The sequence below is a fragment of the Vampirovibrio sp. genome (genome assembly GCF_041737375.1).
GTDB lineage: Bacteria > Cyanobacteriota > Vampirovibrionia > Vampirovibrionales > Vampirovibrionaceae > Vampirovibrio.
In genome coordinates this window covers 616,922-642,536 of sequence record NZ_JBGSRV010000010.1, presented here as the reverse complement: position 1 = coordinate 642,536, position 25,615 = coordinate 616,922, and the positions used below count along the sequence as shown (strand labels likewise).

At 51.4% G+C, this 25,615-nt stretch carries 26 protein-coding genes; 18 read left to right on the top strand and 8 right to left on the bottom strand.

Features of this window, described 5'->3' with window-relative positions:
- The first annotated feature begins 196 nt into the window (after positions 1-196).
- Together prfB and aroQ are read left to right on the top strand one after the other, a co-directional pair.
- A protein-coding gene (gene prfB, locus ACEW81_RS07955) for a peptide chain release factor 2 (RefSeq protein ID WP_373532436.1) occupies positions 197-1,328 on the top strand; the annotation gives its coding sequence in 2 pieces (ribosomal slippage) (positions 197-268 and positions 270-1,328; 1,131 coding nt in all).
- 24 nt (positions 1,329-1,352) lie between these two features.
- On the top strand, positions 1,353-1,841 hold the full coding sequence (aroQ, locus tag ACEW81_RS07950; RefSeq protein ID WP_373532435.1) for a type II 3-dehydroquinate dehydratase: 489 nt from the start codon (positions 1,353-1,355) through the stop codon (positions 1,839-1,841).
- On the opposite strand, the gene ACEW81_RS07945 is transcribed toward aroQ, so the two are convergent.
- Positions 1,834-3,330, bottom strand: a complete 1,497-nt coding sequence (locus ACEW81_RS07945; protein WP_373532434.1) for a hypothetical protein — start codon at positions 3,328-3,330, stop codon at positions 1,834-1,836. The two genes, aroQ and ACEW81_RS07945, sit on opposite strands and share 8 nt — an antisense overlap.
- 197 nt (positions 3,331-3,527) lie before the next feature.
- On the opposite strand from ACEW81_RS07945, the gene ACEW81_RS07940 reads away from it, so the two are divergent.
- Together ACEW81_RS07940 and ACEW81_RS07935 are read left to right on the top strand one after the other, a co-directional pair.
- The gene (locus ACEW81_RS07940) at positions 3,528-6,203 is read left to right on the top strand and encodes a hypothetical protein (RefSeq protein WP_373532433.1); all 2,676 of its coding nucleotides are present in this window, start codon (positions 3,528-3,530) and stop codon (positions 6,201-6,203) included.
- A gap of 53 nt (positions 6,204-6,256) precedes the next feature.
- Positions 6,257-6,709: a helix-turn-helix domain-containing protein gene (locus tag ACEW81_RS07935; RefSeq protein WP_373532432.1), complete on the top strand. Its 453-nt coding sequence runs from the start codon at positions 6,257-6,259 to the stop codon at positions 6,707-6,709.
- 10 nt (positions 6,710-6,719) lie between these two features.
- Here ACEW81_RS07935 and ACEW81_RS07930 read toward each other — a convergent pair whose 3' ends face one another.
- Positions 6,720-7,343 (bottom strand): YIP1 family protein, encoded by a 624-nt coding sequence (locus tag ACEW81_RS07930; RefSeq protein ID WP_373532431.1) that lies wholly within the window; start codon positions 7,341-7,343, stop codon positions 6,720-6,722.
- Between the two features lie 4 nt (positions 7,344-7,347).
- Entirely contained in the window at positions 7,348-8,403 is a 1,056-nt protein-coding gene (gene sppA / locus ACEW81_RS07925) for a signal peptide peptidase SppA (RefSeq protein WP_373532430.1), read from the bottom strand.
- Positions 8,404-8,593: 190 nt separating this feature from the next.
- Between sppA and ACEW81_RS07920 the strand changes: the two genes are divergently transcribed.
- The 14 genes from ACEW81_RS07920 (at position 8,594) to ACEW81_RS07855 (ending at position 20,848) form a co-directional block, all read left to right on the top strand.
- Entirely contained in the window at positions 8,594-10,189 is a 1,596-nt protein-coding gene (locus ACEW81_RS07920; RefSeq protein WP_373532429.1) for a YifB family Mg chelatase-like AAA ATPase, read from the top strand.
- An 89-nt stretch (positions 10,190-10,278) separates the two neighbouring features.
- Positions 10,279-12,204 (top strand): tRNA uridine-5-carboxymethylaminomethyl(34) synthesis enzyme MnmG, encoded by a 1,926-nt coding sequence (mnmG, locus tag ACEW81_RS07915; RefSeq protein WP_373532428.1) that lies wholly within the window; start codon positions 10,279-10,281, stop codon positions 12,202-12,204.
- 184 nt (positions 12,205-12,388) lie between these two features.
- On the top strand, positions 12,389-12,607 hold the full coding sequence (locus tag ACEW81_RS07910) for a DUF378 domain-containing protein (protein WP_373532427.1): 219 nt from the start codon (positions 12,389-12,391) through the stop codon (positions 12,605-12,607).
- Between the two features lie 324 nt (positions 12,608-12,931).
- Positions 12,932-13,420, top strand: coding sequence for a flagellar export protein FliJ (locus ACEW81_RS07905; protein WP_373532426.1), 489 nt, complete (start codon positions 12,932-12,934; stop codon positions 13,418-13,420).
- 97 nt (positions 13,421-13,517) lie between these two features.
- Entirely contained in the window at positions 13,518-14,282 is a 765-nt protein-coding gene (gene fliK / locus ACEW81_RS07900) for a flagellar hook-length control protein FliK (RefSeq protein WP_373532425.1), read from the top strand.
- Positions 14,283-14,313: 31 nt separating this feature from the next.
- Complete coding sequence (locus tag ACEW81_RS07895) at positions 14,314-15,150, top strand: flagellar hook-basal body complex protein (protein ID WP_373532424.1); 837 nt, start codon at positions 14,314-14,316, stop codon at positions 15,148-15,150.
- Between the two features lie 92 nt (positions 15,151-15,242).
- On the top strand, positions 15,243-17,801 hold the full coding sequence (locus ACEW81_RS07890) for an alpha-mannosidase (protein ID WP_373532423.1): 2,559 nt from the start codon (positions 15,243-15,245) through the stop codon (positions 17,799-17,801).
- Positions 17,802-17,827: 26 nt separating this feature from the next.
- On the top strand, positions 17,828-18,250 hold the full coding sequence (locus tag ACEW81_RS07885; RefSeq protein WP_373532422.1) for a hypothetical protein: 423 nt from the start codon (positions 17,828-17,830) through the stop codon (positions 18,248-18,250).
- Entirely contained in the window at positions 18,237-18,536 is a 300-nt protein-coding gene (locus tag ACEW81_RS07880; protein ID WP_373532421.1) for a hypothetical protein, read from the top strand. The genes ACEW81_RS07885 and ACEW81_RS07880 overlap by 14 nt, the downstream gene beginning before the upstream one ends.
- Positions 18,537-18,599: 63 nt before the next feature.
- The gene (locus ACEW81_RS07875; protein ID WP_373532420.1) at positions 18,600-18,935 is read left to right on the top strand and encodes a YtxH domain-containing protein; all 336 of its coding nucleotides are present in this window, start codon (positions 18,600-18,602) and stop codon (positions 18,933-18,935) included.
- Between the two features lie 26 nt (positions 18,936-18,961).
- The gene (locus ACEW81_RS07870; protein ID WP_373532419.1) at positions 18,962-19,318 is read left to right on the top strand and encodes a hypothetical protein; all 357 of its coding nucleotides are present in this window, start codon (positions 18,962-18,964) and stop codon (positions 19,316-19,318) included.
- A gap of 13 nt (positions 19,319-19,331) precedes the next feature.
- Positions 19,332-19,646 carry a YtxH domain-containing protein gene (locus ACEW81_RS07865; protein ID WP_373532418.1) on the top strand — a complete coding sequence of 105 codons (315 nt, stop codon included), beginning with the start codon at positions 19,332-19,334 and terminating at the stop codon, positions 19,644-19,646.
- Positions 19,647-19,659: 13 nt separating this feature from the next.
- Positions 19,660-20,505, top strand: a complete 846-nt coding sequence (locus ACEW81_RS07860) for a M55 family metallopeptidase (RefSeq protein WP_373532417.1) — start codon at positions 19,660-19,662, stop codon at positions 20,503-20,505.
- 154 nt (positions 20,506-20,659) lie between these two features.
- Positions 20,660-20,848 carry a hypothetical protein gene (locus ACEW81_RS07855; protein ID WP_373532416.1) on the top strand — a complete coding sequence of 63 codons (189 nt, stop codon included), beginning with the start codon at positions 20,660-20,662 and terminating at the stop codon, positions 20,846-20,848.
- 11 nt (positions 20,849-20,859) lie between these two features.
- Here ACEW81_RS07855 and ubiE read toward each other — a convergent pair whose 3' ends face one another.
- The 5 genes from ubiE to ACEW81_RS07830 form a co-directional block, all read right to left on the bottom strand.
- Positions 20,860-21,597 carry a bifunctional demethylmenaquinone methyltransferase/2-methoxy-6-polyprenyl-1,4-benzoquinol methylase UbiE gene (gene ubiE / locus ACEW81_RS07850; protein ID WP_373532415.1) on the bottom strand — a complete coding sequence of 246 codons (738 nt, stop codon included), beginning with the start codon at positions 21,595-21,597 and terminating at the stop codon, positions 20,860-20,862.
- Between the two features lie 55 nt (positions 21,598-21,652).
- Positions 21,653-22,792 (bottom strand): GGDEF domain-containing protein, encoded by a 1,140-nt coding sequence (locus tag ACEW81_RS07845; protein WP_373532414.1) that lies wholly within the window; start codon positions 22,790-22,792, stop codon positions 21,653-21,655.
- A gap of 26 nt (positions 22,793-22,818) precedes the next feature.
- Positions 22,819-23,601 carry a tetratricopeptide repeat protein gene (locus ACEW81_RS07840; protein WP_373532413.1) on the bottom strand — a complete coding sequence of 261 codons (783 nt, stop codon included), beginning with the start codon at positions 23,599-23,601 and terminating at the stop codon, positions 22,819-22,821.
- A gap of 6 nt (positions 23,602-23,607) precedes the next feature.
- On the bottom strand, positions 23,608-24,957 hold the full coding sequence (locus ACEW81_RS07835) for a dicarboxylate/amino acid:cation symporter (RefSeq protein ID WP_373532412.1): 1,350 nt from the start codon (positions 24,955-24,957) through the stop codon (positions 23,608-23,610).
- Between the two features lie 109 nt (positions 24,958-25,066).
- Positions 25,067-25,573, bottom strand: a complete 507-nt coding sequence (locus ACEW81_RS07830) for a metal-binding protein (RefSeq protein ID WP_373532411.1) — start codon at positions 25,571-25,573, stop codon at positions 25,067-25,069.
- Positions 25,574-25,615: the final 42 nt, after the last annotated feature.

Genomic DNA, 25,615 nt, shown 5'->3' with positions numbered 1-25,615 from the left:
GTGCTGCTGTCGCTCAATTCATGCTCTACTTGAAGCATATTCTACTTGTTTGGCTTGTCAAACACGTCCCGTATCTGGCGTATTTTTGCCTATATTGGGAGTGTTTTTGGATGTTTAGACAAATTGCCCTTGCGACTTGTGATGCCACTGCCCGGTTCAGTACAATAGAGTGACCGCCCAACCAAAAGGATTCGTCGTGGATTTTTCAGATATTAAACGCCGCCTGGAATCACTTGCCCCTCGTTTGCAAGCGGCAAGGGGGTTTCTTTGACACACCCGTTATCAGAGAGCAAATCGCCAATTTAGAGCATAAAAGCACTGTGCCCGGTTTTTGGGATGACGCTGATTCAGCCCAGCAATGCATGCAGGCATTAAACGATTTAAAAGACAGCTTAGAGCGGATTGCCCTGTGGGAAACCACCTTTAGCGATCAGCAGGTTTTGTTGGAAATGGCTCAGGATGAAGGCGATACCTCGGTATTGGCCGAGCTGGACGCTGAGCTGACTCGGCTGGAAGGGGCATTAAGCGCCTGGGAGCTGCAAAGCCTGTTGAGCGATGAATACGATCATTGTGATGTGATTATCTCCATTTCGGCTGGGGCGGGTGGTACGGATGCTCAGGACTGGGCTCAAATGCTGATGCGTATGTACCTTCGCTGGGCGGAGCAACAGGGCTTTAAGCGAGATGTTCTGGACGTGAGCGAAGGCGAAGAGGCTGGCATCAAGAGTGTTTCGATTCGCTTAAGCGGTAAATACGCTTACGGTTACGCCAAAGCCGAGCGAGGCGTTCACCGGTTAGTTCGAATATCGCCGTTTAATGCTTCTGGCAAGCGCCAAACCAGTTTTGCCTCGCTGGAAGTCAGCCCGGTAGTGACTGGGGTGACGGCGGCGGATGTTGAAATTCGTCCTGAAGACATTGAATTTGACACCAGCCGAAGCGGTGGGGCTGGCGGGCAGAACGTGAACAAAGTGGAAACCGCCGTGCGCATTGTCCACAAGCCTAGCGGCATTGTGGTTCGCAGCCAACAGGAACGCAGCCAACTACAAAACCGGGAAATTGCCATGGATATGCTGCGCTCCAAGTTATTGGCTCGAAAAATCGCCGAGCATGAGGCCAAGCTGGCCGCCAGCCGTGGCGAAGTGATGGATGTGAACTTTGGCAGCCAGATTCGTTCCTATGTGTTTCATCCCTACAGTATGGTCAAGGATCACCGCACCAATGTGGAAACCTCTGATGTAGAGGGGGTGATGAACGGGGATTTAACACGGTTTATTGAAGCCCTGTTGCGCCTGAGGCAAACCCAATTGCTGGCGGAGCCTACAGGATAGTCTTAAGCCCAATATTTAAAGCCAATGGAAGGAACCCTGATTGTGGCGGAAACAACAAAAACAATTGTAGTCATCAATGGCCCCAACCTCAATTTACTGGGCGAGCGGGAACCGCATCTTTACGGTTCCAGAACCTTGGCGGATATTAACCGGGAATTGGCCGACTTGGCTGAGAAAAACGGCTTTACGCTGGAATGCTTTCAATCGAATCATGAGGGTGCATTGATCGATGGGGTGCAGGCGGCCCGCAACGGGACCTGCGGGATGATTATTAACCCCGGTGGCTACGGGCATACCAGCGTGGCTTTGCGAGACGCGGTGGCCGCTTACAAGTCTCCGGTGATTGAGGTGCATTTATCCAATATTTACAAGCGAGAAGACTTTCGACACCATTCTTATCTCAGCGCGGTGGTGAGCGGCGTCATTTGTGGGCTGGGTGCCGATGGTTACCGCTTGGCGCTGGCGCAATTAATGGGTGAAGCAAGCCGCATTGAGCTGCAACGCTTTATTTAACTTGGCAAGGGGCCAGGACGGCGTCTTTCATGCCGTGGATCAGTTTTTTATCCGAAGGGCAAACGGTGGCCAAAACCCCCGCCAGCGTTATCTGATCGCCTTGCACAAAATAGTAGGGGCATAGCCGGGTTCTGGCCTTGAAGGTTTGAATGTCGCCCGTTTGAGGGTTCAGGCGTTGGGCGGGCAGCACGGCAGCCGCTTCAAATTTTTGCAGAATGTAGGGGGTTTCAGGAAAGCTGGCCATGGCTTGATCCAGCCGCTCGCTCCAGCTGTCGGTGGCATGATCGTGCCCAATGGTTACCCCTCGACTGCCCCAGCCCAGTGGGGAAAAGCCGGACGGTTTCAGCACCAGTTCCCGCTCTTTTTGAGACAAGGTTTTTAATTGCTGGAAGCTTTGCACGGGCTTGCCGCCGGGTAATAAATTGGCAATGACCGCTTGGGGCGGTAAGGGTGCGGGGTCTACAATCCAGCCTTGAGGCACCCATTGCTTGAGTTGCTCAAAGTCGGTTTTGCCCAGCTCTTTTTCCCAAAATTCCGCCAGCACGGGGTGGTGCAGCAGGGCTAGCGATAACTTTTCTTCCACATGGGGTTTGAAGGGGGGGGTGCATTTTACCAAGCCTTTTTTAACGGCGTATTGAATCAATTCAATTTTGGGAATGTTGGGTAGGTCAAACAGCTCGAAAAAGCGGTAAATGACATCAATCGATTTTTCTTCGAGTCTCTTTTCTGCACCGGCTTTCGAGTGTCCTTCCCCAGCGTTGGTGGGTTTAAAGACCAGTTGATCACGCACCAGCTCCAGGTCTTTGGGGTGAACTAAAAACAGGTTGTCATAGGCTGGCGCCAGGTCCGTTCCCTGTCGAATGGTTTCTACCAGCCAGGCCATTTCGGCCCGGTAATCAGCGGCTTCATCGGACATGACAATGGCGATGGTGGGATTCTCTTTTTCCGGAGCAAACGCTTTTAACATGGCCAAAAAAGCACCCGGCAAGCCTTCAGGGGCTTCAATCACCGAAAATCCATTGCTGCGGTAAAACCGGTTTAAAGCGGAGGTAAAACCAAGTCCGCCGGGAACGGCGTCTATTTCGCACAGGGTCCAGTCGTTTTCCCGCAACAGTAAGTCAGGGCGCAATACCAAAGGCAAGTGGCTTTTTTGCCGCTTCATGGCCGAAAACTGCAACAGGCTGTCCGGCTTTCCCTGATCGTATAATTCGGCCACCCAGCCGGGTACGGGTAAATTGGGATTTTGGCTCTGCTTGTATAAAACATCAATGGCCTTGATAAACCGCAACAGCAAAGGCCCTAGCTGTTGTAAATCGTTCCACTGCTTTTGGCTGATGGAAAATGGTTCCGGGGCCAGTTGCCAGCCAATGGCCGCAGTGTCCGTCTCTCCCCCTCCGTACAGGGGTTGCTCTGGCAGGTAGGAAAAATCCAGCGGTTTGGCGGTTTGGTTTTCAGCGTTGGGAGTGGCCGAAGGCGATGCGTTTATCATAAACAGTTGGAAGCCCTTCCAGCTTTTAAGGAGCCATTGTGATATCGGGAAACGGGTTATGTTTTGCCTATTTTACGGCAAACAGGGTATTCCTTAACCCTAAATGACCGACTTCTGAATGAAAAGTGGCGGCCCGTATTATAATGAAATGGAGTTAGAGGGCGTTTGGTCCTCTCCAAAGGATTTAGAGCGCGCTTATGTTTTTCAAAAAAAATAAACCCGAAAAATCACAGGATCAAGGGAAAAAGACTGCTAGTCCTGTTTTTGAAGCCGCTTCTCCGGTTTCAAGCAGTTTTAGCGTGTTTGCCCCCGCATTAAATCCATCGGCGGCCCCTATTGATTTTGGGTTGGGAAATATCCCGGAACCGCCTTCTGCTCCCAGCTATGTGGTGCCTGCTCCGCCCCCGAATCTAACATCTTATCCACAACCGGCGCAAACCCAGTGGCAAGAAGAGTCCATGCCCGCTCCCCCCGATTTTCAACCATTCTCACCGGAAAGCGGGGCTGCTTTGAACGAGTCCTCCAGCTTGGCTTGGGATGACACGCCTTCAGCATCAGCGGCAGCGCCGGATTTCTCAGCGCAGTTCGCCCCACCCGAAAATCCTGCGTATTTGGGTGAAACTTTTGAAAATTATGTCCCGCAGTCTCCCGTGGAGAGTTCCGCTGCATTGCACGGTTCGGAGTATAATCCTGACTTTTTTCAGGAAATACCGGTGGACTTCACCCCTACCAATGCGTTGGAGTCCGAATTGCAAAATAATGACTCAGCGCCTTCCGCTGATTGGATGGTTGGGTTTGATGAGTCCCCTTCCCTGTCCTCTTTTCCTGTTTCATACCAGGAGCAGGCCGTAGAGCCTTTGGGGCACGCTGCAGGGCATGCCACGGGCGATTTAATGCCTTGGGAGGATTCTCTGTCCAGTTTGCAAAACGAGGCCATTTCCGTCTCACCGGAAGCGCTTTGGCAAAATCTGGCCTCCGGTGAGACGTTGCCGGGTCAGCAAGTCCCTCTAACCTCGGCTGGCATGCTGGACACGTTACATCATACTATTTATCCAGAAGATCCCTTCCATACCGAACAGGCTGGACTGCTGGAAGGTCAACAGGCCTTTGAGGAAGCCGCTCAGTTTTTATTCCCCGATACCATGAGCGCCCCTTTAAACTGGCAGGAAGATACCGCCATTAGTCCGGTTCAATATGAACCTGCTGCGGACTATCCATTTATACCTGAAGGCGGCTTTGAGCTTCCCCCCATGGATTTGGGGCCCAGCATCCAGAGTGATTCATCCAGTGTCAGTGATATTACTTCGTTTTATCCTGAAGAGGCTCAGTTTGCTTTGCCTGAGCCGATTAAGGCACCCTTGCCAGCAGATGATCCGTTTGATTTTTCCATGGACTACCGGGTTGAACCAACCTCGCCTGTTGAAGAGGCCTCCAATACTCCAGAACTGGCTTGGCCCGCCTTTGAAAACCTGGAAACTGAAAGTCTGGAATTACCAGAAACCCCATTTGTTCCGGTTGAATTGCAGCAGGTTGATCCGATTGCAGAGCCAATCATTGCGTTTGATGAAACCTCTTTCTCTCTGGATATGACCACTTTATCCTCCCCGGATGATGATGAAGGCTTTTTGTCTCAATCATTTGAGCCAGAGGAAAGCGCTTTTTTACCGATTTTGCCGGAAGAAGCGTTTACAAATTTTGCGCCTCCCAGTTTTACGGCAGCCGATGAAGGGCCTGATGAAGCCGAATCCGCTTTTGAAGGGTTGATGCCATCGGACGCTTTTGAGCCTCTTGCATTTACACCTCAGGCACTCCCTGTGGACAATGTTCAGCCGGATGGGCAAGCCTCTACGATCATGCCCCAATTGTTGAGCGATCAGGATTTTTACGCCACGGCGTTTACACTGAACGAGTTTGGAGAATTGATTCCAGCCTCGGAAGACAGTAATAGCCCCTTGCTCGCCCCTGAATTATCGCTGCTTCCACCGGTTGAAGCGTGGCCGCCTGCTCTGGAACCTGCTCCGTTGGTGCATTTAGAGACTGATGATCTCGGTTTTTCTGAAGTGGCCTCGGTTTCATCCCCTCCACCATCCACCCCTTTGGCCTTTGATGCAAGTGAGAACGGGCTGAGTGAGCATGATTGGCTGGCATCAGAGATTCTAGAGGTTCCCGACCTTGCAAGGCAGGACGCCGAGCTGTCGCTCCCGATTTTGGAGCCTGTCCCTCCAGCGTTTCCTTCCTTTGGGGAGGCGGAGCCTGAATTATTTTTTGAAGACGCTTCAGCCGATAGTTTGTTGGAGGGGCTTGAGCCGGTTTCTCCGTTTGCCCAAATGTCATTGCCCCCGGTTCTACCAGCGCTTCCCTTGCAGCCAGTGGAAGAAATAGCGGTTCAATCGGTGGAGTCTTCTTTTACGCCGCAGTTGGAGCCACTGTTTGAGACAACGCTCCCTGCTGAGCCAATGCTTGAGTCATTTTCCCTTACGCCGCCAGAGTCTCTGGAGGGGCAATGGCAAAATGAGCCGGAGGCGGCATCACCGCCATTGACGGAACCGGATGGGGTGAACCCCGCCGCCGATGAGTTATCCCTGAATGGTTTGCAAGTGCTAAGCATTTGTTCGCTGGCTCCCGATCGGCGCTTACTGGTGGTAAACAGTGATGGCGTTTTTGCCCTGATGGGACAAGTGGGCCTGGAGCAACCCCAGATTTCGGTTTTGAAAATTTTTGAAAGCAACCCGCTGGCGTATCAAAATACCTTTACCGCTGTGGCCGAAGTCCAAGCGGCGGCTCAGGGCATGTTTGTCACTCAGGTAGGTACTTGGCATGCCATTGTTTCTACCTATCAGGATAAAATTACCTTGCACACCGAGTTGGGATAGGGCATTCTATTTTTTTATGATGTCATTGCACACTTGATGTGAAGGTGTTTTCTATGTCTCGTGGCTTTCCCCCTGCCCCCTTGCCTGCTACGCTGGCCGAAAGAGTTCGTTTCCTTAGGGAAAAACGTTACCTGACGCCCGGCTTGTTGGCCGTTAAGGCCCAAGTGCCTTTAAGCATGATTGAAGACATTGAGGCGGGTATTGAATCCTTCTTATCGCCCGCCATTCGGCAACGAATCGCCCGAGTGCTGCATGTGCGTCCTTCCCAGATTCAGGAGGTAGAAACACCGCCTGAATTCAACGATGCCGAAGTGCCACTGTTGCAGCGAAAAGGGATTGAATTGCGAGCCGCCATTCTGGAAGAGCCTGATGGACCGCATTTATGCCCAAGCTGCGGCGCCCCATTGGCGGCCCGGCTATTTGAGCGCCGGGATTTGAATGACAAGCCATTGATTGTGGTGAAAGCCAATTGCACCCGCTGCCTGTTTCGAATGACGGACGATTAGCGCTTACCGGCTACAGGTGGAACACCAGTTGGCGAACGTTGCCAAAAAAGCCCAGAATCCAGCCTAATAAAATAAGCAGGGTGATAAATGGCGTGGCCAATACAATCATGGCGCGCTCTACGGTCATGCGATAGGTCACCATTAAAGCCAGCCCAAACAACAGTACGCTCCAGAGCCATACAAGCAATGCGCCTAAAATGGCGATGACGGCTCCAATGGGTCCTAAGCCGAACTTCAGGACGCTAACAGGCCCCATTAATAGCCAGGGCAACGTAGCCAAGCCGGAAAGGGTTAAAAATGTTCTTATTTTTGCCTGTCCGGTAAAGGCATAGGCCAATAAGCCCGTGGTCAGGCCCATAAAGGCCCAAATGGCTACGCCCGCTATACTGCTTAGTGGAATACCCAGCGCCAATCCACCAGTATCTCCGCCCACGTTGGCCATCTGAATGACCGGGGCCAGCGCGGAGATTGCAATGACTGCCGTTAGGGCATAAAAGAGCGGTTGAGGCTGGACGGGTGCCGCTTCATCCAAGGCCCGAAAGGTGGCGATGGGATGAAACAAGGTGTCGTACAGGGTGTCCAGAAAATTTAGCTTTTCAGCCGGGGAATGCTGGGTTGTGATGGGTTCGCTCATGAGTCTACTCCAGAATCCACAAGGGCTGATTGGCGTACCGCATGCTGAAGGGCAGCATTTTAGCGGCCAAAGCGGCGGGATCTTTGGCCGTTGGATTCAGCAGGCTTTCTGATTTGAGGCCCAAAAACTCCAGCATGCTGAAGGTGCCGCTGTCCGCTTCCAGGGGCAGTCGATCCTTGCCTTTTAAATGGAAACGCTCTTTGGCCAGTCGATCCAGCTCGGTATGGGCCAGATCCTGATCTCCCACTTTATCGGCCAGTCCGGCGGATAAAGCTTGCCGCCCGGTAACCACTCGCCCATCGGCCACCGCTTTGATTTTGGCAATCAGCGCTGTTTTTTCCGCAGTGTCGGTGATAAAGCGGGTGCGTCCCGAGATGACGGTGTTGAGAAAATCCTGATAGCTGTCGTCAATAATGGTTTGAATCAGGGCCACTTCTTCCGGGCGAGGTTTCCGGTAAGGCGAGAGCAGATCTTTGAATTTGCCGCTTTTAACGGTCACGGCGTGGATGCCCAGCTTGTTGTTCATCAGTTCGCTAAATTCAACCGTGCTGATGATAACCCCGATAGAGGCGGTTAAGGTGCCGGGATTGGTTACAATTAAATCAGCGGCGCAAGCGGTGTAATACCCGCCACTGGCGGCCAAATCGCCCATGCTGACCACCACCGGTTTTTTCTTGCTGACCCGTTTGACCGCTTCGTTTAATTCCTGGCTCATGCCAACGGTGCCACCGGGCGAGTTAATTCTGAGCAACACGCCTTTAATGCTGTCGTTTTTGGCGGCTTTATCCAGCGCTTTGCGAACAGTAACGGCATTGGACTCGCTCTGGAACAGGCCGTTGTCGTTGCCAGCGTCCATGGTGATAGGGCCACTCAGATCGAGCAAGGCCAAATGGGCTTTTTGGGTGAGTAGTGCGGAAACATTGGCACCCCCTTCCGATTTTTGGGTTTTGGTGGCTTCCTGACTCAGTCGAGTGGCGTTAAAGGTGCCAATTAACAGGGCTAACAGGGAAAATACCAATAAGCCTAAAGCAACTTTGCGTGAAGTGAACTGGGTGTTCAATGGTCTGGCCTCTCTCCGAAAAACGCGAAAAATACGCAATTTTGAACCTTTTTTAATTGTAACTTATTTGGGCTTTGTGAAGGGTTGTGAGTCCTGCTTTTTAAGAAACCGAGGATTTGCCGGTTTGGCTTGGTTCTGGCTTTTTGCACAATGAGGGTCAGCAAAAACGAAGTACGGAGATTGACCGCGTATGATTTCAACCGTGTACACAGGGTCCCTGAATGGGCTGGAAGCGCATTCGGTGGTGGTAGAAGTGGATCTTAGTTCGGGACTGCCGGGGTTGACCATTGTGGGTTTGCCGGATACCGGGGTGAATGAATCGAAAGAACGAATTAAGGCGGCCATTAAAAATAGTGGTTTTGCCTTTCCGCTAAAAAAAGTTGTGATTAATCTGGCCCCCGCCGCTTTACGGAAAGAGGGCACTGGCTTTGATTTACCCTTGTGCGTCGGCATTTTACTGGCTTCAGAATTTTTAACCCCCACGCCTTTTCTGGAAAAAGCCTGTTTCATCGGGGAGGTGTCGCTGGAGGGGTCTTTAAGGCGGGTGAACGGCGTTTTATCCATGGCCCTCATGGCCAAACAGGAAGGCTATACCGCGCTTATCGTGCCGGAAGAAAACGTGCTGGAAGCCTCTTTGGTGGAAGGGCTGGATATTTATGGCTTGAAACACCTGAACGAGTTGCCGGTTTTGTTTTTGCATCCCCCCAGTTTTTTAAAGCCCGTGGACCGGGCAGCCTTGCTAGAGGCGGCTACCGAGCCGCAAGTGAGCAGTGTGGATTTCAGCCATGTAAAAGGTCAGGCTGTGGCAAAGCGGGCTTTGGAAATTGCCGCTGCCGGTGGACATAACATGCTGATGCTGGGACCACCGGGCAGTGGAAAGTCCATGCTGGCCAAGGCGTTTTCAGGCATTTTGCCGCCTTTGTCATTCGATGAAGTGCTAGAGGTCAGTCGAATTTATAGTGTGGCGGGGTTACTGGGTCAGGAGCGGGGTTCGGTGCAGCAAAGCCTGATTCGACAGCGCCCTTTTCGATCGCCTCATCATTCGGCATCCAAGGCTGGTTTAACGGGGGGCGGAACCCACCCCCGGCCCGGAGAAATTACGCTGGCCCATCGTGGGGTGCTTTTTCTGGATGAATTCGTGGAGTTTCCCCGCAATGTGCTGGAAGTGATGCGCCAACCACTGGAAGATGGGGTGATTACCATTAGCCGGGCGCAGCAAAATATTACCTTTCCCGCCAAGTTTATGCTGTTAGCGGCGTTAAACCCTTGCCCCTGCGGTTATGCTGGTGATAGCGCCAAGCAATGCACTTGCAGCGATGTTCAGGTGGCTCGCTACCTGCAAAAACTGTCAGGCCCCTTGCTGGATCGCATTGATATTCATCTGGAGGTGCCCAGATTAAATGAAAACGAGTTGCTGAATCAGCAGTCGGGGCCGGTGGAGGGCAGTACGTCTGCTGAAGTGCGACAGCGGGTGATGGCTGCTCGAGCGCTTCAAGCGAAACGCTTTGAGGGTTTGGGTATTCACGCCAACGCGGAGATGAACCCCCAGCAGATCAAGCAATTTTGCTTGCTGGATGCCGCCGGTCAAGGGCTGATGCAGAAGGCTATTCAAAAAATGCACCTTAGCGCCCGCACCTTTGATCGCATTCTCAGAATGGCCCGAACCATCGCGGATTTAGGGCATTCCGAAGGGGTCCAGGCGGCGCATATTGCGGAAGCCTTGCAGTATCGCTCCATTGATAAGCTGTATCGCTTGCAAAAAGGGGCGCAAAGTATGGCCGGATAGGTAGGCAATTGTTGACATGTTTTGACTTTTTAACAGGATGTGAACGATAAGATTGGCCGGACAGGTTTTTTAACCTACAATACGACATTATGAGCATTATTGAAAAAGCAGACGTTATTGTAATCGGAGCCGGACACGCTGGTGTTGAAGCCGCCATGTCCGCTGCCCGTTTGGGTTGTAAAACCCTGTTAATGACCATGAACCTTGATACCATCGGGCAAATGAGCTGCAATCCAGCCATTGGCGGGCCTGCCAAAAGCCAGCTGGTTAAAGAAATTGACGCCTTGGGCGGTGTGATGGGCATTTGCGCGGATGCCACCTATCTGCAACTCAAAACGCTCAATGCCAGTAAAGGACCGGCGGTTCGGGCCTTGCGGGCTCAATCCGACAAGGCGGAGTATCGTGCTTTCGCTCGCAAATTGGTGGAATCAGAGCCGAATCTGAAGATGCGGCAAACCATGATCATCAAACTGCACGTCAATCCTGATGATAATAGCTTTCATGCGGTTGAAGACAATCTGGGCATTGTGTATCAGGCCAAAGCGCTGGTTATTACCACCGGTACTTTCCTGAATGGAAAGCTTTGGGTGGGTGAAAAGAGCATGGGCGGCGGTCGTCCCGGTGAGTCTGGCTCTTATGGCATTACGGGTTGTCTGGCTGATTTGGGTTTAAAAACTGGTCGGCTCAAAACAGGGACCCCACCCCGTTTGGACGGGCGCACTATTGATTTTTCCGGGCTGGAAGTGCATCCGGGCGATACGGAGCTGAAATTTTTCTCTTTTCTGCCCAATCGACCGGTGAGAGAGCAAATGCCCTGCTATTTAACCCGTACCAACGAACGCACCCATGCGCTGATTGATGAGAATTTGCATCGCTCGCCCATGTATTCTGGCTTGTTGCAGGGTGCCGGTCCTCGTTATTGCCCTTCCATTGAGGACAAGGTTCAGCGTTTCCGGGATAAGGACAGTCATCACCTGTTTATTGAACCAGAAGGCCGAGATACTTACGAAATGTATCTGCAAGGCTTTTCTACCTGTTTGCCGTATGAAATTCAGACCGAGATGGTGCGAACCTTGCCCGGACTGGAGAATGCGGAGATTTTGCGTCCCGCCTGCGCGGTGGAATATGATTATTTCCCGGCCTATCAACTGTTGCCGTCCTTAATGACCAAGGTTTCTCCCGGCCTGTTTTTGGCAGGGCAAATTAATGGCACCAGCGGTTATGAAGAGGCTGCCGCTCAAGGCTTGGTGGCTGGGATTAACGCCGTTCGTTACTGTGCGGGGCAGGACCCGGTTATTTTTACCCGAGAATCTTCTTATATCGGCACTTTGGTTGATGATCTGGTGACCAAGGAAATCAATGAGCCTTACCGCATGCTGACCTCCCGGAGTGAATACCGGTTGCTGCTGAGACAAGACAACGCCGATCAGCGCTTAACCCCCATTGGGCGTGAAATTGGCTTGGTGGATGCCCAGCGCTGGGAAGTGTTTCAGAAAAAAAATGAAGCCATTGTGATTGAGCAGGAACGTTTGAAAACCATCAAGCTGGATCCGGTGGAAGGCATCAACCGAGTGCTGGAAACCGCTTGTGGCGAGTCGATTAAAGAGAAAACCACCCTGTTTCAACTGCTACGCCGTCCGCCGGTTACTTATGAGATTTTGAAACAGATTGAGCCGGGTTGCGCCCGTGTGGCCAACGATGTGCTTGAATTTGTGGAAACCGAAATTAAATATGAAGGCTATCTGGATCGCCAGACCCGTAATATTCAGCATTTATCGGAAGCGCACAAGGTAAAACTGCCTTTGGATATGGATTATCAGAGCATCAAACAGCTCTCTAATGAAGCCAAAGAAAAGCTGGCCCGCATGAAGCCGGGAGATTTGGGCCAAGCGTCTCGTATTCCGGGGCTCACCCCAGCGGATATTTCGGTTTTGCAAATTTTAATGAGCCGTCAAAAACAAGCTCAGGCACTGGTTGAAGCTGAACGTGAAGCGACTCGGGAAGTATCTGCTTAAGCGTTGCTGTATCCCTTTTGAACGTGACCTTTTTTCCGGGTTTTATTGACCTGTCGTTAATATGGGTAATGGGCTTGTAGACAAACGGTGGATTGATACGCCTTCTGAAACGGTTTAAATTAAATGAGCAGCACTGGGTATAGGGTTTATGGGATATAAGCCAAAATACAGGGGGAAATTTCGCATGAGAGCATTTAACACCATTACTGAAGTATTGCTGATTATCGGTGGTTTGAACTGGTTGCTGGTGGGTCTGGCCCGCTTTGACTTGGTGGCAGCCGTTTCGGGAACCACCTTTGGAGATGTTAATACCTTCGGTACGATTATTTACCTGTTGGTGGGTCTATCTGCCATTTATCAGGCGGTTGCTTACTGGAAGCCGTTGCCCAGAAGCTACGGTTAATTTTTACCCGCTTTACTGAAAGCCTTCGTGTTCAACTGCGAAGGCTTTCAGGACTTAGGGCCAGTGAGGATAAGGATGTGATGTGGTGGGTGGTAAAGGAAACTTTACAGTGAAGCCCAGCCTTGGCTTGGGTGAGAAAAGAATGGCAATGCTCTCCTCTGCCTGATGGAACTGGGGCTAGTGTATTAAAGCCGGGTTGCTTTTTGTCGAGACTCCAATAGAATCCCAATAACAGCTTTCGGATTTTGATTCTGGATTCAGTTATTGAATCTTTAAGCTGTTGGGGTTTGCTCCGTTTACATTGACCTTGGAAGCCATCTCAATATGGCCCGATTTATCTACCGGCTGCAAAAAGTGTTTGAACTGCGGGAACGCAGGAAAAAAGAGCAGGAGCAGCGGGTGATTGAAGCCCAAAAGCGGGTTCGGGAAGCTGAAATGGCCATTGAGGAAAAGAAAACGGAAATTCGGGATATCCAAAAAAACATGCTCGCTTCGCCACACACTTTAATGGCGGCGCACGACAGTTTTCTTCACCACCTGAACGGTCAGTTAGAGCTATTACAGGTTAGTCTGGAGCAGGCCAAAGCGGCGCTCAGTTATGAACGACAATTATTAATTAAGGCTCAAGCCGACTTGGAAGCACTGATTAAGCACAAGGAAAAAGCCCGTGAGGAATGGCTGGAAGAAGAAAAGAAACTGGAAATGAAGCGGCTGGATGAAGTGGCCGGTCAACGATATTTTAGAGCCCAGTTTGAAAAAGCCGAAGATGAGGCATTGGAGGCTTTATTGCTGGAAGAAGCTTCGGAAAGTTAAGGCAAACCTTAAAACCAGAAGCTGAACCGGGTGGCCGGACTGCCACTGAAAGATTTAAGAACCCATTTTAGTTTCTAAACAGAAGGAATCGAAGTGAATGAAAATCGAAGATTCCCCGTTTCAATTTAGTTCTCCCGTTGAAAAATTACGACGAAATACGGCCCCGTCTTCTTTTGATTCGGCGTTGGATGAATTGGACATGTCTTTTCTGGACCTGTTAGGCTCCATTTCGGCCACGGCCAAAGGCAACGTGGATCAAGCACGGTTGAATGCGCAGGAAGAGACCTCTGAAGGCAAGGCAGGGCGTCGATCTGGTGTTTCTGAATCCAAAAAAGTAGTCTCTTTGCCCGTGGAAACCAAAGTATCTGAGCCGGAGGAAGAGTCCTCCAGTTCTTACATTGATGATGATATGTATTTATCCCGAGAGGACTTGTCCTTACTGGATATTCAATACCTGAAGCAGGAAGTGATTCCGGCTTTGCCAATTTTGGTGGGCAACGTGCCCTTCAATACCGTTTTCCCCAAAGCGGCCGATGGAGAAATGAGCTACAAGGGCTTTGATATTTCGCCCAAGCTGGCCGAGCTGATTGAAAAGGGCTATAAAACAGGCCGCCCGATTCGGGTGGATTTAGACGCCAATTCCGCGTTGGTGCTTAAAATTCGGAACGGCCAGGTTTCTGCCGAATATGTTTCTGCCGATAAAGCAGCCGCTTTTGTCATTCAGCAGGAGCTGGATGAGCTGAGAAATCGCATGGCCGCTCGGCAACTGCCGGTTGGTTCGCTGGAATATAAGTATCAAAACCCCGGTCAGCATCGTCAGCAGTCCGATCAGGATTCCAGTTCCGAAAAAAATGAGCGCTGATAACACACCGATGAACTGAGGAGTTCAGCCTATGATTGATCCATTTATAACCGCACTGAATACCCAAAAAGCCGCCTTAGGCTGGTTTGATTCTTTGGCTTCCAACATGACCAACATGTATACACCGGGTTTTCGAGAGAAAAAATCCAACTTTGGCGATTTTGTAAATGGGGTTCAGTTGTTCGAATTGCCTCGCAATGAATATCAGGGTAAATCCATGCCGGGACGTGGCCCCAACAGTTTAATGGTTGAGGGCAAAGGCTACTTTGTAGTGCGCAAGCCCGATGGCAAGCTACTGTATACCCGTGTTGGCGACTTTGATTTTAACGCGGAAGGCAGTTTGGTGAATCCGCAAGGCTATAGCGTGCAGGGCTACTTGCTGGGTGAAGACGGGCAAATGGTTAACACCGGTGATTCAAACGCTTCCCCGGCAGCCAATAACCCCAACCATAGCGCAGGCGGGCCGGGGCATATTCCTACCACTGAAATTAACTTGTGGATGGACCCTAGCAACGGCAAGTTTTTGGGTAAATATGACGAGTACAAGGTAAAGTCGGATGGCACCGTGGTGGGGGTGGCCGATCAAGGAAAAGTGACCACGCCCTTGTATAAAGTTGCGCTGGTTAATTTTATCAGCCCCGGTTTAATGGGCATGCCGGAAGACCAGATGTTTGAACCCACCAAGCTTTCAGGAGAGCCGGTGGAGGGGTCTGGCGAGGTGCGCTCCGGTGTTCTGGAATCTTCCAACACCGATTTTAGAACCAACGCCAATTACCTGGCTCAAGCCAAATTACAGTTGGATGTCACCTCCAAGTTAATCAGTACCAACAAAACATTACTGGAAGAAGCGCTGCGGCTGATTCAGTAAATTGTTCATCCCAATTTTAGGCGGGCCTGCTAGACTGATAGCGGGCCCGCTTTCGGGTTGATTGGTATCAAAATGGGAATGGGAGCAGATTGATGAGCCGGGCTGAACAGGAAACGGTGTCGGAAGCGGGGACGGGCAGTATGGGCATCAGCGACGATCGGCCGGTGCCTCTTGCGGTGTATTACCATACGCATTGGGATCGGGAATGGTATCTGCCGTTTCGGGCTTATCAGCTGCGTTTGGCCGAGGTGGTGGATGACATTCTGGATTTGCTGGACCGTGGGGTTTTGTCCTGCTTTATGCTGGATGGGCAAACCGTGGTGCTGGACGATTATCTGGCGCTTCGCCCTCAAAATCGGGAGAGGCTGCAAGCCTATGTACTGGGCGGTCAAATCAGCATTGGCCCTTGGTATGTAATGCCCGATGAGTTTTTGGTGGGCGGGGAAAGTCTGATTCGGAATCTGGTGAGAGGCATTCGAGAGTCACGGGCTTGGGGTTGTGATCAGTTTACCGGTTATTTGCCCGATACCTTTGGGCATTCCGCCGATATGCCAACCTTGCTGAAGCACTGTGGCATTGATTCCGCCGTGGTGTGGCGGGGCATTCACCCCACCCAAAGTTTGTTTCGGTGGCAAAGTCCAGCGGGCCATTCGGTAAAAACCTTGCACCTGACGGACGGGTATTTTCAAATGATGCTTCAGGACTGGACGGCCACCCAAACCCAGCAGGTGGAAGCTTTAAAGGGCTTGGTTCAAAAACTGTCCAAGGCTCAAACACAAGGCGAATCCGTATTGATGCCTATAGGGGGCGATCACCTGGGGGCGTTGCCGGAACCGGCCCATCAGGCCCTGAAAGCGATTTACCCCCACCTTCAGGAAACTACCCCCGATCAGTATCTGGCGAATCTGCGAGCCAACCCAGATTGGGAAACGGTTGAGGGGGAATTGGTGGATTCATCCGGTAGTTTTTTGCTGCCGGGGGTGTATTCTGCCCGCATGTATCTCAAGCAGGCGAACCGAAAGCTGGAACACTTGCTGAGCGGTAAGTTGGAGCCATTGCTGGCCATGGCTCAAATTTTATTACCCCAGCCGCCCGTTCAATATCCGCAGCATGCCTTGGCATTGGCCTGGGAAACGCTGATTTTGAATCATCCTCACGATAGTATTTGCGGATGCAGCGTGGATGCGGTGCATCGGGAGAACGAAGTACGCTTTGATCAGGTGGCGCAATTGGGAGCAGGGTTGCTGCATCGCACCGTGCAGTTGTTTCGGCAAGTTTTGGCCGGGCATAATCAGTGGTTGGTGTTGAATACCGGTTATCGTGCCTATTCCGGTGTGGTGGCGGCGGTAGAAGATGTGTTGAGCGCTGAGGAGCCTTCGTTTTTAGCGCAACAATACACCGAAACCTCCGTTTTGCAGGATGAGTACCTGCACGATTCCCAACGCATTCCGTTGTCTCACCTCACTAAAACGCGCCGTCAAGGCTGGATTTGGGTGGATTCGGTACCTTCTTTGGGGGTAGCGGTTCTGGATCGCAATGCAGGGTTAGGCGGGTTTAAAGGACAGTCGGTTCAAGTCACCGACACCAGTCTTGAAAATGGCAAACTCACCGTGGCGGTGAGCGCCGATGGTTTGCTTTCCGTTTACCACCGGGTCACCGGTTTTCGGTTTGAAAATTTGCTGCAATTTCAGGATCAGCCGGATGTGGGGGATTCTTACAACAGCGGCCCTGTAGTTGGGGATAACATTGAAACAGCGGTTTATGCAGGCAGCAGCGTGGTGCAGGCGGGTCCGCTGGTGGGTACATTGGCGTTGCGCCATTGTTTTAAAGCCAGCGGATTGGATTTGATCACTCATATTCGGCTGGATGCCGACAGCGAGCGGCTTGAATTTGAAACCACCTTCACCAACAACAGCCCTCAGCATAAATTACAAGCGGTGTTTAACACAGGCCAGCCCGTTCAGTCGGTGATGGCGGAAACCCATTTGGGGGTGATTGAACGGCATTACGATCCCAATTACCGGGAACGGGATTTTGTACCGGTTGAAAAAATGAAGGAGCTGAAAACCAACACCGGCCCGGTGCAGCGGTTTTTTGCGACTAACGGGCAGGGCTGGCTAACCGAAGGCTTGTGCGAATACGAGGTGTATCAAAATACCATTGGCATTACCTTGCTGCGGGCTTTTGGGGCCTTGTCCAGTGCGGATACCGGTGTGCGTGGGGCACAGGCAGGGCCGCCGTTTGAAACCCCGGAAGGCCAATGCCTGAATCGGACTTTTCAGTGCCGGTATGCCTGGCTTCCAGCAGTGAGCGACGTGAGCGCTTTATTTGAGGCCTCCAGCCGATTCTACGGCAACGTGTGGGCAGAAACGGGCGCTGCCTCTGAAAAAACGACCTACAACGCTGCGAGTTTGCTGACGGTGGATAATGATCAACTGGTGATCGCCACCTGTTACTGGTTGCCCCGGCAAGGGCTGGTGGTTCGGCTTGTAAACCCCTCCCATCAAAGCGTGAGCACGACCCTGAGCGCTGGTTTTGAGTATCGAAGTATCATGGAGGTCAATTTTTTGGAGGAACCTCAGCGGGAATTAATGGGGGGATCGGTTCGGGTGGAAGCCCGTGATGTTAAAACCATTTTGTTTGCGGTGTAAAATAGGAGCATTAACGAGGTGAATCTATGACACTTAAGCGTATTGCGGTCCTGTTTTCCGCCCTGAGTATCCTGTTGGCCAGCGCTGTTTTGCCGGTTCAGGCCAAGTGGTTTGCCAAAAAAATCCCTCCGGAAAACGATCCGGTGCAGCAGGTGCAAACTTTTCAGCCCCCCCCAGAAAATGCCATGACCCTCTACTGTGATCCGTTCCGAAAAGAAGTTGCGGTTCTGAATCAAAAAAGCTGGGTGCATAAGCCTTTTTCATTACCCCGGCGGCTTTGGCTGATGAATGAGTACAAGGAATGCACCAATGAGCTCATGACGCAGGAGCATCAGTATTTAAAGCATGCCGACATTGAGCTGCCGCCCAGTTTGCCAAAAATGAAACCGGTGGTTCAGCCCATTAATCAGCCTGAAGTGAAGCAGGAAGCGCCCAATGGAAATTTATAGAGTAGGTTCCGTACTGGTTTTACTGGCTGAGTTCACCCTGTTGCTGTTGCTGGGTTTTGTGTTTATGCGACTGGTTTACTGGGATTCGCTACTGAACGATAAGCGGCCACAATGGCTGGCGCAATGTCGCAATTTAACCCGGCAGTTGAGAATTTTACGCCGACAACTGTCCAGCGCCGATGGGGCCTGGAACCGTTTGCCGGTTAGTCCCCGCTTTCGCAAAAAGCTGAATTGGATTCGGTGGGTGGGCAAGGCCATGCGTTTGGCCGGGGCGGCCCGTTCTTGACGCTCAAGGTTCGCTGGCGTAGACTTGAATTACTCGTTGTTATTGAACGAAGAGGTAGGAACAGTGTCTCAAGAATCTTATAAAAGTGATAGCGACGGCATTTTACTGTTTCTGGCCGGTATGGCGCTGGGTATGGTAGGCGGCGGTTTGGCGGGCATTTTGTTTGCCCCGAAATCGGGCGATGAATTGCGAGCGGATGCCAACGCTTATGTGCGTGGCTTGCCGGGGCGTATGAACGATGAACTGCACAATCCCAATGCCCGCACCCGTGAATTTATTGATAAAACCAGGTACAGTATTGAAAGTCAGGTCGGCAAGGTCAAGAAAGACCGTGACGCTGACCGTATGGCCAAGGCCAAAAAAGCTGAAGAATTGGCTTCCGGGTACGATTTTAACTAACCGATTGCTAGGGGAGCATGGCCTATATGGAATTCAATGCCGCTCAAACGGAAATGGAGCATTTGCTTCGGGTTAGCTGGATAGTACTGATTCCAGCCGGAGTTTTGCTGAGTATGGTGCTTTATAAACTGGCCATGTTACTACATGGCTTGGTGGAATTTTTAACGCTGGCCCGCTATGAGCTGGCTCCGGCGTTGAAAGATGTTCGGCTGACCGCTGAGCATGTGGAAGCGCTGAGCGCCCGTACCTTGAATGGTGTAAAATCTGTTGAAAACAGTGTTGCGGCAACCGGTCCCGCCCTGAGAACTGTTGGCCGGGAGATTCGATACAGCGCCCAGTCTCTGTGGCGTGGTGTCGTAAAATCATTTAGTCGCAAACGATAGGGAGAATATTATTATGACGACCTCGTCCTCACTTGGAAAATTTGTATTAGGCGCTGTGGTTGGTGGTGCTGTAGGCGCTGCCATCGGTATGTTGCTAGCCCCTCGCAGTGGTTCTGAAACCCGTGAATTGATTAAAGAAGAGCTGGATAATCGTTACCGGGAATCGGCTGATGTGCTGCGTGAAAAATCGGACGTGCTGAAAGAAAAAGCCGCCGCCTTCCGGGATAAAGTAGGCGAAATCTCCTCCGAACTGGAAGAGACAGGCCGTAAAACGGTGAGTCGCCTTACGGATGCCGTGAAAAAAACCACGGAATCCACCCCTAGTTAATCAGGAGTTCTACTTGACTCGACTGTATATTTCTGCGGATTTGGAAGGCGCTTGTGGTGTGGTTTCTACCCACCACTGCGCCGCCCAGCCCGATCGGGCGGCCTACGACTGGGCGGTGAGCCAGCTTGAAATGGAAGTGGCCGCTGTGGTTGAGGCGGCGCTGGATCATGGGGTGTCTCATATTCTAGTGAATGATTCGCATTACACCATGACCAACCTGATGCTGGATCAGGTGGACCCCAGAGTATCCTTGCTGACCGGAAAGCCCAAGCGCTGCGCCATGTCCGCCGGGCTAGACAACACCTTTGATGCCGCTATTTATGTAGGCTATCACGCCAAGGCCGGAACGCATCAAGGGGTGCTTTGCCACACCTTTCACTCCAAGCTGTTTGATGTGTCCATCAACGGGGTTTCTTATGGCGAGGGCGGGATTAACGCCCTGTATGCCAGTGTGATCCATGGGGTTCCCCTCATTTTAACCAGCGGCGATCGGGCTTATCTTTCAGAAATTCGCAGCCTGATTCCTGCGTTAGAAGCGGTTGAAACCAAAGTGGGACTGACGTATACCGCCGCACAGTGCCATCCGCTGGAAACGGTTTTAGAGGCGTATACCGCTAAAACCCGGCAAGTGCTGGAAAATCGGGCCAGCTGGAAGCAAAATTTGCTGAGTTTGCCGGGGCCTTACGAGCTAAAAATAACGTTCATCAACCCCTTGGCCGCCGATGCCGCCAATACCATTCCCGGTGTAACCCGATTGGATGGAACCACCTTGCTGTTCAAGACAGACGACTTCCAAACGGTTTACCAGATGTTGCAATCCTGCTACAGCATCTTGGCTTACACCCAGTATTTGGAATAGGGTTTTTGTAAATTTCTGTAAAGATACTAATGTCTTTACTGTGCTTGTAGCAATTCGTTACCTTGTAACGTTTTTATACAACTGAGAGCCCTATTTGTTGTTTGCACGCATTCTGATCCATAAGCAACAGCCTGAATTGTAAGGTATTAAAACCATGTCAACGCCCATTAACCCGCTCATAGCGGCACAAATGATTTCGTATGCCAAAGGCCAGGAAAATAGCCGGGAAACTTCCGCTGAAAAACGCGAACGAGAGCGGCTTTACGCTCAAAAAGTTCAGTTGGCCCAGCAGGCCAGCGATCAAAACAAAACAGCCCGTACTGAACAGGGGTTTTTGGCTTAGTTTATTAGGCTTCAGGCTGGTTTTTGCCCGGCCTGAAGCGAAACGGAGCCTAGCATCAGGGTTTCAGAGCTGACGTTCAGGCATCCTGCCTCCTCAAAGGCCAATCGCAGTTCGTTGGGGGTTAAAAAGTGTTGGGTGGAACTGGATAGATACTGATAGGCCTGATTGTCTTTGGCCAAAGCCCCGCCAATTAAGGGCATAATGTTTGCGAAATAAAATTGCATTCCGGGCAGCAGGGGCTTGGGGGCGGTGTCCAGATTGACCATCCAGCCGCCGGGTTTGATGACCCGGTGCATTTCGCGCAGCGCCAGCGGAATATCGGTCACGTTCCGTAGTCCAAAGCTGATAATGGCCCCGTCAAAAGTGTTATCCGGGTAGGGCAAGCTCAGGGCGTCTCCCTGAGTGAGTGAGACATTGGGCGTGTTTTCATACCGCTTGCGGGCAAAGGAGAGCATATTCTCGGAAAAATCCAGACCACAAACCTGACCTTGTTCACCCACCACCGGCAGCAGGTAAGTCAGCAAATCGCCAGTGCCGGTGCACACATCCAGCGCTTTCTGGCCCGCTTTCAGGTTGAGCTTGTCGCAGGCAAGCCGTTTCCATTGTTTATGAAAGCCCATGGAAATCAGATTGTTCAACCGATCGTAACTGCCAGCGATTCGATCAAACATTTGCTGAACCTGATGGGCTTTGCCGGTCTCCGCCTGTTGGGGGTCCGGTAATACGTTAGAAAGGGATGCTTTGCTCATAGTGCTTCTATTGTGCCACGAAGGCGATTGGTTGACGACAGGTTGGCTAGCAATACTACTCAGGGCCAAAGGGCGGGTAATTCACTTTGGGTGGAGTCAGGGTGCCATAAACCACCTGGTTTTTGCCTTGCCGTTTGGCGGCATACAGGTTGGTGTCCGCCTTTTCAATAATTTCATAGCCCTTGGCCTCGTCTAAGTCCAGTTGGGCCACGCCCACGCTAATGGTGGCGGTAATGGGGTTATCGGGCAAGCAGTAAACCGTGCGTTCAATCATGGCTCGCAAACGCTCCAGTAACTCATAGGCGTCAATCTGGCCGGTTTCTGGCAATATCAGCGCGAATTCCTCGCCCCCGTAGCGGGCTGCCACATCGGATTCCCGCACATTTTGGGTAATCAGGGCGCCCAGTTCCTTTAAAATGCGATCGCCGGTGGTGTGTCCGTAAAAGTCGTTGATTTTTTTAAAGTCGTCAATGTCAAACAAGGCCAGTGAAAGCGGTTTTCGGTAGCGTTTGGCCCGTGCGATTTCAGCATCCAGTTGCTGGTTGAATTGTCGCCGGTTGATTAGGCCCGTCAAACCATCGGTGGCCGCCAAAGATTGCAAGCGGGAAACCCGACTGGAGGTATTCCGTTGGGTGGAGGCTATAATGTTTCCAAAGTGACTGATAGTGGCCATTAACGGCAATAGCATCATAAACAGTTTAATATTGGTGGGAATCATAGTCAGAGCATCTGGCTTGAATCCCAAAATGAGGGGGTATCCCAGGGGTAAGGTAATCAGATAAAGCAACCCAAACAGAAGCATGAAGGTTCGGGCAATGCCATTGTGCCCAAACAACTGGGATTGCAGGCTAATTACGCCGCCCAGCAATAGAATACCCAGTTGCCCAGAGGCCAGATAGCTCAAAGCAATCAACACCCCGCCGCCCAGTGGCAGCAGCAGGCTTAGCTTTTCCAGGGTGATTTCATCCAGTCGAGGGTGCCGCTTAAACGCTCTCAAGCTAACTTCATTCAGAATCAGGAATAACCCGGTGATCACGGCCATGCTCAACAATCTGGCCGACAGCCAGGGGATATCGTTGGGGGCCACTGTGGTGGATAGTTTGACGGAGGCCAGCAAAATTAGCTCGTAGCCCAGTAAAGCCAATCCAATGGTACGACTGAGCCGGAATCCTTGTTTTAAGTGATTATGAAACACAGTGACAGCCTCCTTGCGGCTGTGGATTAAGGTTGTTTAAGGGCCGCATTAATGTTTTCCAAGCGTCGAATGGCTTCTAATCCAATAGAATTACCAATTTCCACGCCTTTGGCTTTTTCATAGTAGGGTTTGGCCTGCTCCAGTTTACCCTGATTTTCGTATAGGGTACCCAGGTTAAACAACACCCGTTGATCGTTGGGCTTGATTTTTAAGGCTTGCAGGTAAGTTTGCTCGGCCTCTTGCAGACGTCCCGCTTTTTGCAGCACGCTGCCTTTGTTAAAAAAGTACTGGCTGTTGCCCGGATCCAGTCGGGTGAGTTTATTAAAGGTTTCAATGGCCTGATCCGTTTTTTTATCGAAAGCATAAGCGGTGGAAAGGCCGTTTAAGGTGTTTAAGTGGTTGGGGTTGATGCCCAGCGCTTTTTCAAAGGCCCGAATGGACTGGCGGTAATCGCGCAAGGTGAGGTAAGCAAAGCCGATATTGCTTTGGGCTTCTACCAGCTTGGGGTTGATTTTAAGCGCCGCTTCAAATTGATGGATGGCTTCTTTTAGCAGTTTTTTTTGTCCGCTGCTATTGCCCTTTTCGTTTTGAATTTGGGCGATTTGGAACAGTTCCACGCCCTTGTTGTACTCTACCGCCCCGTCCGGTAAGCCAGAAGCACCTTGCCCGCTAACGGATACTTCCTGACTTTGAGGGGAAGGGCCGATGGTGTCTTCCGCAAAGCCAGTACTGAATGTGGTTAGCCATAGCAGGCTACACAGTAAATAGCCTTTCAAATAGCCGTTGCGGGTGGTGTGACATGAAAACATGAGCGTTTAGACTACCTCCGTCCAGGCATCGTGATTATTGAGAATATCCCGGTTCAGCTCGCCTTCGCTGGAGGCAACCAACGTGGCCACCGTGCAGCTGCTCACCACATTGACCACGGTGCGGCACATATCCAGCACCCGATCAATCGACCACAGCATGGCGATACCGCCTGCCAGATAATCCATTTCGTAATGCCCAATGCTGTTGAGTACAATGGCAATGGTAATCAGTCCGGCGCTGGGAACGCCTGCCGCCCCGATAGAGGCGATGATGGAAAACAGTACGATGATGCCCACTTTATCGGGCGTAATGGGAATATGGTAGGCCTGCATCAGGAAGATAACCGCAATGACCTCAAACATGGTGGTGGCGGTTTTGTTAATGGTGGCCCCGGTGGGTAGCACAAAGCTGGCGATGCGGTTGGATACGCCTGCCCGTCGTTCCATGCAGGCAATGGTAATGGGCAGGGTGGCCGAGCTGCTGGCGGTGCCAAAGGCCACCATAATGGCTTCGGAAATGGCCCGGTAAACGTTCATAAAGTTAATGCGGGCCAGAAACTTGAGCATCAGGGGGAAGATCACAAACAGCTGAATTAAAAGGCCCAGCAGAATGACCACGGCATAAATCCACAACTGCCCAAACACGCCCAAGCCCGATTTGGCAACCGTAATAAAGGCCAGAGAGAACACCCCCGGAACGGCCAGTACCATCACCCAGTCTGTCAGCTTCATGGTGGCGGTAAACAGGGATTCAAAAAAGTTGATAATGGGCTTACCGGCTTCCCCAATGCTGGCCACCGCAGCGCCAAACAGCAGGGTAAAAAAAATAACAGGCACCAGGTCGGCCTTGGCCAGCGATTCAATGGGATTTCTGGGGATCATATTAAAGAACATGGCCTGTAAATCCTGATTGGGTACCTGTTGCAGTTCCCGAATGATACTGGCGGTATCCGCATTGGCCAGAAAGTTTTGCTGCAATTGCGCGCCGGGGTTGAACCACAAGGCCAGTCCGGCTCCCAATAAAGCGCTAATGCTCATTAACAGCAGGAAGTAAAACAGAACTTTACCCCCCATCCGGCCCAATTGCCGGGAATCGCCCAGGGATGAAACCCCTACAATCAGTGAGCTAACCACCAAAGGCACCACAATCATGGTAATGAGTCGAATGAAGAGCTGGCCTACCACGTCAAAAAACTGGTGAATCAGATAATACTTGTCTGGCTGGTTCAACATGTTGGGGTAAGGGAAGGAAATGCCCAGCAACACACCCAGCAGGATGGCCACCAGAATATGCCAGTGTCTTTTTGTGCCCAGTCCCAGCGCCACTAGAATCAACCAGAAGGCTTTAGCTCTCATTCAGGGGTCCTTCCACTTTATAAAAAGTTATCCTTTATTATATGCCATAGTTTCTGCAGAAAGCACGGCTTGACTGAAAATAAAGGGGTTTGTAACAAGCCTGCGTGTTTCACCGTCGTCGTTTTTTGGAGTGAAAGGCTGATGAGAGCCAATCCAGCAGGATATGAATCAAGGCCCCAATCCACAAGCCAATGCCCAGCCAAAGCAATTCGTGCAAATGCGCATGCAGAAATTCTCTGGCCTCTTGTAAAGGATGCGTAGGCGGCAGCCATCCCCGTTGCTGAAGCCACAGGGAGCCTAAGCAGTAGAGTAATGTTAAAACGCCCGTTAAATAAAGCAAGCGTAGCCAGGAGGCCCAGAAAATGCCATGAGACAAACTGGAGCGATGCCGGATGGCCCATTGATAAGGCCACCAGATAAACCGCAAGAAGCCCCAGCGGTAAAAGGGGCGGCTGCGAATGTCCAGATCCGGGCTGAGAAAAAAACCGCCGATAAAAGTCCCCGCAATAATCAAAATGCTTTCCTCCATTGGCAAATTGAATTGCCAACGGCAGAGTAGCCAAACCGAAGGCAGTAAGGCCAATGTCATCCAGTCATGCGTTTTTCCGCTTGCCATTTACCGACTTTAACACAGGATGCTCCTGAATAGGCGGGGGAT

Coding starts and splice junctions, on each gene's coding strand:
- aroQ (WP_373532435.1), top strand. CDS start 1,353: ATGGAAGGAACCCTGATTGTGGCGGAAACAACAAAAACAATTGTAGTC.
- ACEW81_RS07945 (WP_373532434.1), bottom strand. CDS start 3,330: ATGATAAACGCATCGCCTTCGGCCACTCCCAACGCTGAAAACCAAACC.
- ACEW81_RS07940 (WP_373532433.1), top strand. CDS start 3,528: ATGTTTTTCAAAAAAAATAAACCCGAAAAATCACAGGATCAAGGGAAA.
- ACEW81_RS07935 (WP_373532432.1), top strand. CDS start 6,257: ATGTCTCGTGGCTTTCCCCCTGCCCCCTTGCCTGCTACGCTGGCCGAA.
- ACEW81_RS07930 (WP_373532431.1), bottom strand. CDS start 7,343: ATGAGCGAACCCATCACAACCCAGCATTCCCCGGCTGAAAAGCTAAAT.
- ACEW81_RS07920 (WP_373532429.1), top strand. CDS start 8,594: ATGATTTCAACCGTGTACACAGGGTCCCTGAATGGGCTGGAAGCGCAT.
- mnmG (WP_373532428.1), top strand. CDS start 10,279: ATGAGCATTATTGAAAAAGCAGACGTTATTGTAATCGGAGCCGGACAC.
- ACEW81_RS07910 (WP_373532427.1), top strand. CDS start 12,389: ATGAGAGCATTTAACACCATTACTGAAGTATTGCTGATTATCGGTGGT.
- ACEW81_RS07905 (WP_373532426.1), top strand. CDS start 12,932: ATGGCCCGATTTATCTACCGGCTGCAAAAAGTGTTTGAACTGCGGGAA.
- fliK (WP_373532425.1), top strand. CDS start 13,518: ATGAAAATCGAAGATTCCCCGTTTCAATTTAGTTCTCCCGTTGAAAAA.
- ACEW81_RS07895 (WP_373532424.1), top strand. CDS start 14,314: ATGATTGATCCATTTATAACCGCACTGAATACCCAAAAAGCCGCCTTA.
- ACEW81_RS07890 (WP_373532423.1), top strand. CDS start 15,243: ATGAGCCGGGCTGAACAGGAAACGGTGTCGGAAGCGGGGACGGGCAGT.
- ACEW81_RS07885 (WP_373532422.1), top strand. CDS start 17,828: ATGACACTTAAGCGTATTGCGGTCCTGTTTTCCGCCCTGAGTATCCTG.
- ACEW81_RS07880 (WP_373532421.1), top strand. CDS start 18,237: ATGGAAATTTATAGAGTAGGTTCCGTACTGGTTTTACTGGCTGAGTTC.
- ACEW81_RS07870 (WP_373532419.1), top strand. CDS start 18,962: ATGGAATTCAATGCCGCTCAAACGGAAATGGAGCATTTGCTTCGGGTT.
- ACEW81_RS07865 (WP_373532418.1), top strand. CDS start 19,332: ATGACGACCTCGTCCTCACTTGGAAAATTTGTATTAGGCGCTGTGGTT.
- ACEW81_RS07855 (WP_373532416.1), top strand. CDS start 20,660: ATGTCAACGCCCATTAACCCGCTCATAGCGGCACAAATGATTTCGTAT.
- ubiE (WP_373532415.1), bottom strand. CDS start 21,597: ATGAGCAAAGCATCCCTTTCTAACGTATTACCGGACCCCCAACAGGCG.
- ACEW81_RS07840 (WP_373532413.1), bottom strand. CDS start 23,601: ATGTTTTCATGTCACACCACCCGCAACGGCTATTTGAAAGGCTATTTA.
- ACEW81_RS07835 (WP_373532412.1), bottom strand. CDS start 24,957: ATGAGAGCTAAAGCCTTCTGGTTGATTCTAGTGGCGCTGGGACTGGGC.
- ACEW81_RS07830 (WP_373532411.1), bottom strand. CDS start 25,573: ATGGCAAGCGGAAAAACGCATGACTGGATGACATTGGCCTTACTGCCT.